Origin of the sequence: Bradyrhizobium sp. (assembly GCF_016219575.1) — a bacterium.
Lineage (GTDB): Bacteria > Pseudomonadota > Alphaproteobacteria > Rhizobiales > Xanthobacteraceae > Bradyrhizobium.
Map to the genome: position 1 here is coordinate 80,262 of NZ_JACRMG010000009.1, position 12,483 is coordinate 92,744.

Sequence of the window (12,483 nt, forward strand, 5' to 3'; positions counted from 1 at the left end):
GGGCTGCGTAGGGCGCATTAGCGTAGCGTAATGCGCCGCCCGGAAAAGAATTGGCGGATTACGCTTCGCTAATCCGCCCTACCAGTTCCGCCTGGCGCGCCTGCTTCACCACCTCCATCAGCATGGCCTCACCGGCATCGACCAGCTCCTCCAGGGTGATGCGGCCGGCGCCCTTGCGCAGCGATGCGCCGCGCGCGAGCAGGGGAATGTGGATGAAGGCTGCGAGCTGCAGTTGGTCGTCGGTATTGACGGACTCGATCGCCCGCCAGCTCAGATAGTTGCAGAGATAGGCGCCGGCGTCGCGCGAGGGGCGGGCGTCGATGCCGGTGGCGCACGCGGCGCGCAGGAGCTTTGCGGTGTGCGGACCGAACGTCAGGGCATCCGGCCCGAGGCCGATCGATCCCTTGCGCACGCGGGTTTGCGCGGCGTCCGGCCACAGCATGGTCACGGCATTGCGCGCGCGGGTCTCGATGCGGACATGGGCGGTGCGCCCGGCGAGGCCGAACATCAACAGCGCTTGCGGGCGCAGCTTCGCCAGCAGCTTTGGCAGCTCCTGGTCGACCGCGCGATAGGTCACGGGAAAGATGTGGCTCGAGAGCTCGACATCTGCCAGCGCCGGGCGGCGCAGCCGCGTCAAGCGCGCCACCAGCGGCTGGGTGGGATTCGATGGCGCGCCCGGGAACGGGCCGAAGCCGGTGATGAGGACGCGCAGGCCGCTCACCTCAGCCACTCCGCGATCTGCTCGGCGGCGACTGCCGGCGTCATCCGGCCGTCGGCGACCTCCGCCTCGGTCTTCCTCACCTTGGCGCGGATCGTGGCATCCGAGCGCAGGCGGGCCATCATGCGGCCCTCCAGCATCGACCACATCCACTTGACCTGCTGCTCGCGCCGCCGCGCCGCGAACTCGCCGGAGGCGTTCATCGCGGTGCGATGGTCGAGCACTTTCTGCCAGAGTTCGGCGATGCCGCTGCCGGTCAGCGCCGAATAGGTCACGACCGGCGGATGCCAGTGCTCCGAGCGGGGGGTGAGGATATGCAGCGCGCTGCGATATTCGGCGGCGGCCATGGTGGCGCGCTTGATGTTGTCGCCGTCGGCCTTGTTGATCGCGATCATGTCGGCGAGCTCGACGAGGCCCTTCTTGATGCCCTGCAACTCGTCGCCGGCGCCCGGCAGCATCAGCGCCAGGAAGAAGTCGGTCATGTCGTAGACTGCGGTCTCGGACTGGCCGATGCCGACGGTCTCGACCAGCACGACGTCGAAGCCGGCCGCCTCGCACAAGAGCATCGCCTCGCGGGTCTTGGCGGCGACGCCGCCGAGCGTTCCGGAGGACGGCGAGGGGCGGATGAAGGCGCGATCAGAGACCGCGAGCTGCGCCATCCGTGTCTTGTCGCCGAGGATCGAGCCGCCGGTGCGCGCCGAGGAAGGATCCACCGCCAGCACCGCGACCTTGTGGCCTTGCCCGATCAGGTACATGCCGAGCGCATCGATGGTGGTGGATTTTCCGACTCCGGGCGAGCCGGTGATGCCGACCCGCACCGCCTTGCCGGTGGCGGGCAGCAGCGCCTGCACCAGCTCGCGCGCGGAGGCTTGATGGTCGGCGCGCCGGCTCTCGATCAGCGTAATCGCGCGCGCCAGCGCCGCGCGGCTGCCCGATCGCAGCTCCCTGGCCAATGCCTTCGTGTCGAGGGGAATCTTCTTGGGAACCATGCCCTGCTTTACAACGGCCGGGCGGGGCAGGCGAGAGCCCGCGCCTGCTATCAACGAGGTGTTGTTGCAGCGGCGGCCGTCCGGGGTTTCAACCTCCGCCACAGCCAGACGGCTACCGGCCAGATGAACGCACCGATTGCCATCGAGGCCAGGATCGCCGAGATCGGCCGGTCGAAGAAGGGCAAAATGCTGCCGTCGGACTTGATCAGCGAGGTGACGAAGGCCTGCTCCACCATCGTGCCCATGACGATGCCGAGCACCATCGCCGCGACCGGGTAGCCGTTGGCTTCCATCACATAGCCGATCACCCCGAAGGCAGCGACGGTGACGACCCCGAACAGGTTGTTGCCGATCGCGAACGATCCGACCGCACAGCACAGCATGATTACGGGCATCACCGTGGAGCGCGGCGCGCGCAGCACGTAGCTGGCAAGCCGGATCATCACGATGCCGAGCGGGATCATCATGATGTTGGCGATGATGAACAACAAATAGATGGCGTACATGCTCGACGCCTTTTCGGTGAACAGCGTCGGTCCGGGATTGAGCCCCTTCATGTAGAGCACGCCGATCGCGATCGCCGCGATGGTGTCGCCGGGAATGCCGAACAGCAGCGACGGCACCCAGCCAGAGGCGACGCTGGCATTGTTGCTGGCGCCGGCCTCGACCAGGCCCTCGACATGGCCGGTGCCGAATTTTTCCGGCTCCTTCGAGAAACGCTTCGACATCGCGTAGGAGACCCATGCCGCCATGTCGGCGCCGGCGCCCGGCAGCACGCCGATGATGATGCCGATGATGTTGCCGCGCGTCATCTGCCACTGATACTTCTTGGTGAGCGTCCACTGGCCCGCCAGGATGCTTCCGAACTTGCGCCGCGGGATCGGCGGCGGCTCCGGCGTCAGCATGGCGCGCATCACCTGCGCCACGGCAAACACGCCGACCAGCGCCGGGATCGGCTCGATGCCGCCGAGGAGATCGGTCACTCCGAACGTGAAGCGCGGCACGCCGCCGGGGTTCTCGATGCCGATGCAGGAAACCAGCAGGCCGAGGAACATTCCGGCGATCGCCTTCACCGGCGAGGAGCGCGCCACCAGCGTCGCGCACATCAGGCCGAGCAGCGCCAGCCAGAAATATTCGAAGGTCGAGAACGACAGCGCGATCTCGGCGAGCGGCGGGGCGAGGATCATCAGCGACAGCGTGCCGGCGATGCCGCCGACGGCGGAGAACCAGACGCCGGCGCCGAGCGCCAGCTCCGCCTCGCCCTTGCGCGTCATGGCATAGGCTTCGTCGGCATAGGCGGCGGAAGCGGGGGTGCCGGGGATGCGCAACAGCGCGCCGGGAATATCGCCGGAGAAGATCGCCATCGAGGAGGCCGCCACGATGGTGGCGATCGCGGCGATCGGCGAGAGATAGAAGGTGACGGGTACCAGCAGCGCGGTCGCCATCGTCGCCGACAGGCCGGGCAGCGATCCGATCACGAGCCCGTAGACCGATGCCGCCAGCATCGCGATGATGACTTCCCAGGTGGTGATGAGGTTGAAGGCCTGGATCAGGGTGTTGAGCATGTCTCACCAGGGCATGGGCAGGAGGCCGATGGGCAGCGGCACGCGCAGGAGCTTGCTGAAGATCAGGTGGATCGCGATCGGTGCCAGCACGGTGAGGGGAAGCGCCAGCTTCCAGCGGGCGCCGAGCGCCGTCGCCGTCACATAGACGATGAGCGCGGCGGTGAGGATGAAGCCCAACCGGTCGGCGACGAAGACATAGAGCAACAGTAGCGCCGGCGGCAGCAGCGCACGCAGCCCGTAGAGCTTGCCGCGCGGCGCCGGGGCCTCGCCCCCTTCATAGGGAACGATCTCTTCCTCTTCCTCGAAGGAGTGGCCGATCCCGAAGGCGATGGCGAGCCCGCACAGCAACAGCCCGATCCCGATCACCAGCGGAAACACATTGGGACCGACCGGCTGGCCCGGCACGGGTGGAAGCCGCCAGCCGCCGAAGGCGGCCGCCGCGCCGAGGCCAACGAGAAACAATCCCGTGACGCGATCGGGAAGACGCATGAACGAGCCCCGCCTGCTTTCGAGCTAACTCGGGACCTGTCAGGCCTTGGAAAGGCCGGCCGCCTTCATCGCCACGCCCATCGCGGCGTCGCCCTTGTCCATGAAGGCAGCGAACTGGGCCGCATCGCCCCACACGGTTCCGAAGCCGCGATTGGCCATGAACTCCTTGAACTCCTTGGAGTCGAAAACCTTCTTGAGCGAAGCGGTGAGCTTTGTTGAAACGTCGGCGGGCAGGCCCTTGGGACCCGCGATGCCGCGCCAGGCGCCGGTCGAATAGTCTATGCCCATCGCCTCCTTCAGCGTCGGCACGTCGGGGAAGACCGGATTTCGCGCCGGCGCCATGATGGCGAGGCTGCGCGCCTTGCCGGCTTCGATGATGGCGCGCGCCTCCGGCACCGAGCAGGTGGTGAGGTCGAGGCCGCCGGCCGCGAGATCCTGCATGGCGGGCGCGGCGCCGTTGGACGGCACCCAGGCAACATGGTTGGCGGCCAGTCCCATCGCCTGCAGCCAGCCGACCAGCGCGAGATGCCAGATGCCGCCCTGGCCCGTGCCCGAGGCCTTGAACTTGCCGGCCGGCGCGGCCTTGATGGCGTCGGCGAGTTCCTTCACCGTCTTGTAGGGCGAGGTGGAGGAGACCTGGATGCCGGGCGGATCCTCGTTCATCAGCGCGAGCGGCGTATAGCTCTTCGGCCCGAGCTCGGTCAGCCCCTGCCAGTGCATCATCGAGATTTCCACCGTCAGCATGCCGATGGTGTAGCCGTCGGGTGCGGCGGTTGCGATCGCGGAATGGCCGACCACGCCGGAACCGCCGGTGCGGTTGACCACGTTGAAGGGCTGGCCGAGATCCTTTTCCAGCAGCGCCGCAACAATGCGCGCGGTCGCATCGGTGCCGCCGCCTGCGCCCCAGGGCACGATCACGGTTACCGGACGAGCGGGGTAGGCCTGCGCCGATGCGGGCTTGAGACCGAGGCCGGCGACGGCGGCTGCGGCGGCAGTGGAAGCCGCGAAAGCGCGGCGCGTAATGTTGGGCATGTTGTTCCTCCCGCGGCGCCGGTGAAGTCCGGCGCTCTTATGGCGCGGGCATTCTAGGCAAGTTTGCGCCGCGGTCGCAAGGCGAGGAAGTGTCGCCAGCCCTGCGCATTGGGCAGCGCCCCATCGATGTCAGTGCATTCGGAAATCGCGCGGGTTGCGCGCATTGCCAGCACTATGATCGCAATCATTTTCGTGAACGAGAGGACGCTAGATCGTCGCTTCGCTTGAGGCAGCGGAACTATTCCGCCGCCTCGCTATGGCCGAGGCGCGCGTTGAGCTTGTGGATCAATTCCTCGGCGGCATCGGAAATCACCGTGCCCGGCGGGAAGATCGCTTCGGCGCCGGCCTTGTAGAGGGCGTCGTAATCTTGCGGCGGCACCACGCCGCCGATGATGATCATGATGTCCTCGCGGCCGTGCTTCTTCAGCGCAGCCTTCAGCTCCGGCACGGCGGTGAGGTGGGCTGCCGCCAGTGACGACACGCCGAGGATATGGACGTCGTTCTCGACCGCCTGCCGCGCCGCCTCGTCGGCAGTGGCGAACAGCGGCCCGATATCGACGTCGAAGCCGACATCGGCGAAGGCGGACGCGATCACCTTCTGGCCGCGGTCGTGGCCGTCCTGGCCGATCTTGGCGACGAGGATGCGGGGGCGGCGGCCCTCGGCCTCCTCGAAGGCGTCGATCAGGGCCTGCACCTTCTCGACCTTGCTGTTGGACATGGCGGAGGCCTCGCGCTTGTAGACGCCGGTGATGGATTTGATTTCGGCGCGGTGGCGGCCGAACACCTTTTCCATCGCATCGGAGATTTCGCCGACGGTGGCCTTGGCCCGTGCGGCGTCGATGGCGAGCGCCAGCAGGTTGCCGTTGCCTTCGCCGGCCGAGCGGGTCAATGCCGCCAGCGCATCGTCGACGTCCTTCTGGCTGCGCTCGCCCTTCAGCCGCTTCAGCTTGTCGATCTGCAGCCGTCGCACGGTGGAGTTCTCCACCTTCAAAATCTCGATCGGGGCTTCATCGACAGGCTTGTACTTGTTGACGCCGATCACGGCCTGCCGGCCGGCGTCGATACGGGCCTGCGTCTTGGCGGAGGCTTCCTCGATGCGCAACTTCGGCACTCCGGCCTCGATGGCCTTGGCCATGCCGCCGAGCGCTTCGACTTCCTGGATGTGGCCCCATGCCTTTCTCGCGAGGTCGAGTGTCAGCCGCTCGACATAGTAGGAGCCGCCCCAGGGATCGATGATGCGGTTGGTGCCGCTCTCCTGCTGCAGGAACAGCTGCGTGTTGCGGGCGATGCGGGCCGAGAAATCGGTCGGCAGCGCCAGCGCCTCGTCGAGCGCATTGGTGTGCAGCGACTGGGTGTGACCTTGCGTTGCCGCCATCGCCTCGATGGTGGTGCGCATCACGTTGTTGAACACGTCCTGCGCGGTCAGCGACCAGCCGGAGGTCTGGCAATGCGTTCGCAGCGACAGCGAGCGCGGGTCCTTCGGGTTGAATTGCTTCAACAGCTTCGCCCACAACAGCCGCGCGGCGCGCATCTTGGCGACTTCCATGAAGAAGTTCATGCCGATCGCCCAGAAGAACGACAGCCGCGGCGCGAAGCGGTCGACGTCGAGGCCGGCGGCGAGCCCCGCGCGCAGATATTCGACGCCGTCGGCCAGCGTATAGGCGAGCTCGAGGTCCTGCGTCGCCCCGGCCTCCTGCATGTGATAGCCGGAGATCGAGATCGAATTGTATTTCGGCATCTTCTGCGAAGTGTAGGCAAAGATGTCGGAGATGATCCGCATCGAGGGCGCCGGCGGATAGATGTAGGTGTTGCGCACCATGAACTCTTTCAGGATGTCGTTCTGGATCGTTCCTGAAAGTTTTTCCGGCGGCACGCCCTGTTCGCCTGCGGCGGCGACGAACAGCGCCAGGATCGGCAGCACCGCGCCGTTCATGGTCATCGACACGCTCATCTGGTCGAGCGGGATGCCGGCAAACAGCGTGCGCATGTCGTAGATGGAATCGATGGCGACACCGGCCATGCCGACGTCGCCGGAGACGCGCGGGTGATCGCTGTCATAGCCGCGGTGGGTGGCGAGATCGAAGGCGACCGACAGGCCTTTTTGGCCCGCCGCAAGGTTGCGGCGATAGAAGGCGTTGGAGTCTTCCGCCGTGGAGAAGCCGGCATATTGCCGGATGGTCCAGGGCTGGTTGACGTACATTGTCGGGTAGGGGCCGCGCAGATAGGGCGCGATCCCCGGCCAGGTCTCCAGGAAGTCGATGCCGGCCAGATCAGCCTCGCCATAGACCGGCTTGACCGGGATGCCCTCCGGCGTCAGCCACGGCTCGGCATTGCCGGCGGGCGAGGGCGGCGCGGCCTTCTCAAAGGCGATATCGGCAAAGTTCGGTATGCGGCTCATGGCCTATCCATTATAGCACGGCCGGGCGCTTCGGCCCGGCGTTTCAGTCATGGTCGGGATGCTGGTGGCTCCTGATGGTCGCCATCTTCTCCGGCCCGTAGTTCTGCTGGGTGGTCTGGCTCGGCAGATTGGCGATGCCGACCACCCAGCCGAGGCGGGATTCGGTGCCGAATTGCCGGGTCGGGATCACCCGGTCGGGGCGGTCGAAATTGCCGGTCAGGATCTCGATATTGGGTCCGTCGATCAGGCGGTAACTGAGCGGCGTGCCGCAGGCGGCGCAGAAGTCGCGTAGCGCAATGGAGGAGGACTGGAACGTGGCCGGCTTGCCGCGCGTCCAGGCGAAATCGGCATGCGCGATGTCGGCAAACGAGGCGAACGGCGCACCGGTCGCCTTCTGGCACATCCGGCAATGGCATATGCTGATGCGCTTCGGCGTCGCCGCCACCGCAAAGCGGATGGCGCCGCACTGGCAGCCGCCGGTCAAAACGGGTTTTGCCGTATCCGTCATGCTCGCTCCATCCGCCGATAGGCCTCGCGCAGCACCGCCAGCGCATCGCCGCCGGCAAAGATGAAATCGCCGACGCCCGCGCCGCGATAGCCTGCTTCCTGCTCGCCGGGCCGGCCTGCGAGATAGATATGGCCTGCGCCTGCCGCTTGAAGGGCCTGCGCGGCAGCCGCTGCATGCGCGGCGTAGGCCTTGTCGGACGAGCAGAGGCAGGCGAGCCGCGCGCCGGAGCTCTTGAAGGCTGCCGCCAGCGCGGCCGGGTCGGCAAAGCCCTCGTTATCCACGGCCTCGATGCCGCCGGCCTCGAAGAAGCTCTTCGCAAAGGTTGCCCGCGCGGTGAAGTCGGCGGCGGTACCGAGATTGGCGAGGAAGATTTTTGGCCGAAGGCCGGTCTTCTTCAGGATCGCATCCGATTTGTCGCGCAGCGTCTCGAACGGGGCGGCAAGCCGCATCGGCGGCAGCGGGTCGAACTTGAATTTCGCCTCGCCATAGGACGGCAGCACGATCGGTTTGGTGTCGAGCACGGCGATGTCGGCTTCGTGCAGGTTCGGGAATTCGCTGGCGCCGGTCAGCACGTCGCGGCGTTTTGCAATGTTGGCCTCGCGCGCCGCACGGGTCGCTGCGACCTTGCGCTGGATGATGTTCTGCTCCAGCGCCGCAAACAGCCCGCCGGCCTTCTCCGTCTCCTGGAACAGCGCCCAGGCCGCCTCGCACAGTTCCGATGTCAGCGCCTCGATGCCGCCGGAGCCGGCCGCGGGATCGCTGACTTTTGCCAGATTGGACTCCTCCAGCAGCACGAGCTGGGTGTTGCGTGCCACCCGCCGCGCAAAGGGATCGGGCAGGCCGCGCGCCAGCGTGTGCGGCAGCACGGTGATGGCGTTCGCCCCGCCGAGCCCGGCGGAGAAGGTTGCCATGGTGGCGCGCAGCATGTTCACGAAGGCATCGCGCTGGGTCAGCATGCGCCACGAGGTATCGGCGGCGATGAACAACGGCTTTGGTGTCAGCCCACAGGCCTGCTCGATGCGCGCCCAGAGCAGCCGCATGGCGCGAAACTTTGCCAGAGTCAGGAACTGGTCGGCATCGGCGGCAAGCCGGGCATAGACCATGCCCCGTGCGGCATCGAGCGCGACGCCGGACTGCTCGATCGCGCGCAAATAGGCGACGAGCGTGGCGAGCGCAAAGGCAAGCTCCTGCACCTCGGAGCCGCCGGCATCATGCACGACGCGGCCGTCGGCGGCGGCGATCGGGCCCTTGAAGCCCATGCCGGCAAGGCCCTGAACGGCGCCGGTCACCGCCGGCACGATCTCGGCCCAGGCATAGGGGCTCGATCCCCACACGGCGCCCGCGCCGAGCGGATCGAGGCCGAAGCGGATGTCGCAGGACGCGGGCGAAAGGCCCTTGCGCTTGACGAGCTCGGCGACATGGATCGCGGCCATCCGCGACTGCGGCCCGATCTGCAGCTCCAGCGCAATGCCGGCATCGAGGAAGACGCCGTCGAGGATCTTTTCCACCGCCTCCGGCGACGGATCGAGCCCGAAACCATGTGCGCCATTGGCGCCGGCAAATACGAGCGTGAGGCCGGTGGCGCCGTTCTCGAGGTCATGCAGCGCCTGCGCGTTGGCCTGTACGGCGTCCGGATGATCGATCCGCTGCATGATCTGCCAGGGTGCCGCCGCCGCGCGTCCGGCGATCGGAGCGGCGCCTTTGGCGCGGGTGTAGATCGGCTCGATCCGGATGCCGTCATAGGTCTTGCCGACCAGCTTTTCGAACGGCGCGCCCTTGAGTACGCCATCGACCAGCTTGCGCCAGTCATCCCGGGTTGCCGGCGCGAATTCCGCTGCCAGCCGCAAATCTTCGGTAGAGGAGGTCATTGTTTCCTGAAAGCTCTTCTTCTATTTGGGCCGGAAATTGCCATGCGGCGACGGCCAAGCCAAACGCTGTTTTTGGTCCTTTCAGGCGGGATCGGGCCGGTCGGGTAGCCGCTCGATACCGTCGGTGGAAAGCCCGGCCAGCGCCTCCCGCACGCGGCGTCCCGCAATGACACGGTCCGGCGCGATCTCGGCGAGCGGAACCAGCACGAAGGCGCGCTCGAACAGGCGGGGGTGCGGCAGGGTCAGCTCGCGCCTGTCGAGCCTGACGTCGTCATAGGCGAGCAGGTCGAGGTCCAGCGTGCGCGGCCCCCAGTGCCGCTCATGGGCGCGGTCGCGGCCGAATTTCTTCTCGATCCTGTGCAGGGTGTACAGCAGCGCGTGGGGATCGAGCCTTGTATCGATCTCGATGCAGGCATTGACGAAAGGCGGCTGCTGCTCCTCGCCCCAGGGCGGCGTGGCGTAGTCCGACGAGCGCGCCACCAGCGTGCCTTGCGTCATGCCGCAGATATTGGCGATCGCCTTCCCGAAGGTAGCGCGGACGTCGCCGACATTGCCGCCGAGTGCGATCAGGACGCGGGCCATCGGCTAGCCATGTGCGGGCGGGTGCCGCGAGCGCGTCAGCACCACGCCGACATCCTCGAAGATCGCGGCGATCGGCGCATGCGGCTTGTGCACGGTGACCTTGACGGCGCGGATGCGCGGAAAGGTCGCCAGGATGGCGTCGGCCACCGCGCCGGCCGCGCGCTCCAGCAGCTTATAATTGACGTTCTTGAAGGCAGCGACCGCCGTCGTCACCACATTGGCGTAGGACACGGTGTCGGCGAGGTGGTCGGTGCGCGAGGATTCCGAGAGATCGGAGAACAGCTCGAGATCGATCACGAAGCGCTGTCCGACCTCGGTCTCGTGATCCATCACGCCGTGTCGGGCGTGGATGACGAGGCCCTTGACGAAGATGGTGTCGGTCATTTCCGGTCCTCGATCGCCGCTGCCACGCGCAGCGCCTGCACGGTTTCCGCCACGTCATGGGCGCGGATGATGTTGGCGCCGTTTTGCGCCGCGATCAGATGGGCCGCGATCGAGCCGCCCAGCCGCTGCTGCGGCTCCGACGGCGTCACCGTGGAGATGAAGCGCTTTCGCGAGGCGCCCACCAGGATGGGCAAGCCGAACGACTTCAGTTCGGCCAGGTGCGCCAGTGCCGTCATGCTCTGCTCCGGCGTCTTGCCGAAGCCGATGCCGGGGTCGAGCACGATCCGCTCCCGGGCAATGCCGGCGCTGGACGCAATGTCGAGCGAGCGGGCAAGGAAGGCGGCGATATCGGCCATGATGTCGATGGCGGGATCGGCGCCGTCGCGGTTGTGCATGACCACGACGGGGACATTGCGCTCCGCGATCAGCCCGGCCATGCCGCCGTCGCGCTGCAGGCCCCAGACGTCGTTGGCGATCACGGCGCCGCGGTCCAGCGCCCAGGCGACGACGGCCGGCTTCATGCTGTCGATCGAGACGGGGACGCCGAGCGCAACCACCTCCGGCAGCACCGGCTCGAGCCGCCGCAATTCGTCCTCCGCCGTCACCGGCTGCGAACCGCCATAGGGGCGGGTGGACTCCGCGCCGATATCGATGATGTCGGCGCCCTCGGCGATCATGCGGCGCGCCTGCGCCAGCGCGCTTTCCGGCGCGATGAAGGCGCCGCCGTCGGAGAAGGAGTCCGGGGTGATATTGAGCACGCCCATCACGGCCGGCCAGGGCCGTGCCAGCAGCGCCGGCAGGTCCAGGCGACCGGCCGGCGTGGCCGCCGCAGCTGATCTGGACGCGGTTGCGATCATGCGGTCGCTTTGCGCGGTCCGCGGCGGGGTGTCAAGGTCGGGAAGGGGCCGCTGGAAGTGCAGGGCAATCGCATATGCGGATTGCTCCATCGCCTGCCGCCACAAACTCGTCATGCCCGGGCTTGACCCGGGCATCCACGTTCTTTGTGCAGCGGGAAGGGTCGTGGATGGCCGGGACAAGCCCGGCCATGACGATGTGGATAGGTTTAGAGGAGACTCGGTCGGGTGATCTAGTAGGTGATCTTGGGCGGCAGCTTGCGCGCCTGCTCGATCAGGCGCTCCACCGACTTCTCCGAAGGCATCGCGCGCACCAGCTTACGCTTGACGTTGGCCTCCTTCATGCTCTGCGCCAGCCGCGACGGGTTGCGCAGGCGGAGTTCGCGCACCGTGGTGACCCCGGCGGCGCGGATCAGCTCGATCTTGGCTCTTCCCATGCCGCGGATGCGCATGTGGTCGGAGAAATTGGCCCATTCCAGCAGTTGCTGTTCGCTGATGCCGGTCCTGGCCGACAGCTCCTTGCGTCCCTTAGCGGTGCTGGCGGCTTCCAGCAGCGCCTCGGTCGTACGAATGCCCAGCGATTTCAGCTTCGAGGCGGCGTACACGCTGATGCCGTCAATCTCGGAGAGGGGATATGTCATGATGCTCGATGTACAGGTGCTGACGCGAAGGGCTATGCGAACTGGCTGAGGCCCGGCGTCCCCGAGATGATCTCGCTCATGTGTTCCGCTCCGATTTTGTCGCGGCCGAACTTGAAAAGTTCACGCGCGACGTTCTGAATCTCGCTGACGCCCAGTCCCAGCCCCATCAGCCGGGTGCCGACGGCCATCAGGCCGCCGCCCATCAGCCGGGAAAACCCGGCACCGCGCTCGGAATCTGCAATCGCGGCCTCCGCGCCCGGGATGGTATCGATCAAAGCCTGGACTTTGTCGGCCGGTCCTTCCCGGCGAAGGAACCCAAGGATGATGCCGACGGTTTTTTCAGCGACAGCACTGTCGATGCCGGCCTTCGCGGCCAGCTGTCCAACCAGTTCGTCCATATTTGCCCCGCCTCAGCCCGTTATTGCCGGACCCTATATCTGTCGAATTCAATCTTG

Annotated in this window: 13 protein-coding genes; all 13 read right to left on the bottom strand. The window is 66.8% G+C overall.

What is annotated here, in order from left to right:
• Positions 1-58: 58 nt before the first annotated feature.
• Complete coding sequence (locus tag HZB49_RS05450; RefSeq protein WP_291609488.1) at positions 59-730, bottom strand: pyroglutamyl-peptidase I; 672 nt, start codon at positions 728-730, stop codon at positions 59-61.
• Entirely contained in the window at positions 718-1,707 is a 990-nt protein-coding gene (gene meaB / locus HZB49_RS05455) for a methylmalonyl Co-A mutase-associated GTPase MeaB (protein WP_291609489.1), read from the bottom strand. Before meaB ends, HZB49_RS05450 begins: the two co-directional genes overlap by 13 nt.
• 50 nt (positions 1,708-1,757) lie before the next feature.
• Positions 1,758-3,272 carry a tripartite tricarboxylate transporter permease gene (locus HZB49_RS05460; protein ID WP_291609490.1) on the bottom strand — a complete coding sequence of 505 codons (1,515 nt, stop codon included), beginning with the start codon at positions 3,270-3,272 and terminating at the stop codon, positions 1,758-1,760.
• Positions 3,273-3,275: 3 nt separating this feature from the next.
• The gene (locus HZB49_RS05465; protein WP_291609491.1) at positions 3,276-3,761 is read right to left on the bottom strand and encodes a tripartite tricarboxylate transporter TctB family protein; all 486 of its coding nucleotides are present in this window, start codon (positions 3,759-3,761) and stop codon (positions 3,276-3,278) included.
• Positions 3,762-3,800: 39 nt separating this feature from the next.
• Complete coding sequence (locus HZB49_RS05470; protein WP_291609492.1) at positions 3,801-4,793, bottom strand: tripartite tricarboxylate transporter substrate binding protein; 993 nt, start codon at positions 4,791-4,793, stop codon at positions 3,801-3,803.
• Positions 4,794-5,031: 238 nt separating this feature from the next.
• The gene (gene scpA / locus HZB49_RS05475) at positions 5,032-7,191 is read right to left on the bottom strand and encodes a methylmalonyl-CoA mutase (protein WP_291609493.1); all 2,160 of its coding nucleotides are present in this window, start codon (positions 7,189-7,191) and stop codon (positions 5,032-5,034) included.
• Positions 7,192-7,234: 43 nt separating this feature from the next.
• Positions 7,235-7,699 carry a GFA family protein gene (locus HZB49_RS05480; protein ID WP_291609494.1) on the bottom strand — a complete coding sequence of 155 codons (465 nt, stop codon included), beginning with the start codon at positions 7,697-7,699 and terminating at the stop codon, positions 7,235-7,237.
• Positions 7,696-9,567 (bottom strand): methylmalonyl-CoA mutase subunit beta, encoded by a 1,872-nt coding sequence (locus HZB49_RS05485; RefSeq protein ID WP_291609495.1) that lies wholly within the window; start codon positions 9,565-9,567, stop codon positions 7,696-7,698. Before HZB49_RS05485 ends, HZB49_RS05480 begins: the two co-directional genes overlap by 4 nt.
• 81 nt (positions 9,568-9,648) lie before the next feature.
• Positions 9,649-10,149, bottom strand: coding sequence for a 2-amino-4-hydroxy-6-hydroxymethyldihydropteridine diphosphokinase (gene folK, locus HZB49_RS05490; RefSeq protein WP_291609496.1), 501 nt, complete (start codon positions 10,147-10,149; stop codon positions 9,649-9,651).
• A 3-nt stretch (positions 10,150-10,152) separates the two neighbouring features.
• On the bottom strand, positions 10,153-10,533 hold the full coding sequence (folB, locus tag HZB49_RS05495) for a dihydroneopterin aldolase (protein WP_291609497.1): 381 nt from the start codon (positions 10,531-10,533) through the stop codon (positions 10,153-10,155).
• On the bottom strand, positions 10,530-11,390 hold the full coding sequence (folP, locus tag HZB49_RS05500; protein ID WP_291611096.1) for a dihydropteroate synthase: 861 nt from the start codon (positions 11,388-11,390) through the stop codon (positions 10,530-10,532). Before folP ends, folB begins: the two co-directional genes overlap by 4 nt.
• 230 nt (positions 11,391-11,620) lie before the next feature.
• Positions 11,621-12,028, bottom strand: coding sequence for a DUF4332 domain-containing protein (locus HZB49_RS05505; RefSeq protein WP_291609498.1), 408 nt, complete (start codon positions 12,026-12,028; stop codon positions 11,621-11,623).
• Positions 12,029-12,060: 32 nt separating this feature from the next.
• Positions 12,061-12,426: a DUF2267 domain-containing protein gene (locus tag HZB49_RS05510; protein WP_291609499.1), complete on the bottom strand. Its 366-nt coding sequence runs from the start codon at positions 12,424-12,426 to the stop codon at positions 12,061-12,063.
• Positions 12,427-12,483 lie beyond the last annotated feature (57 nt).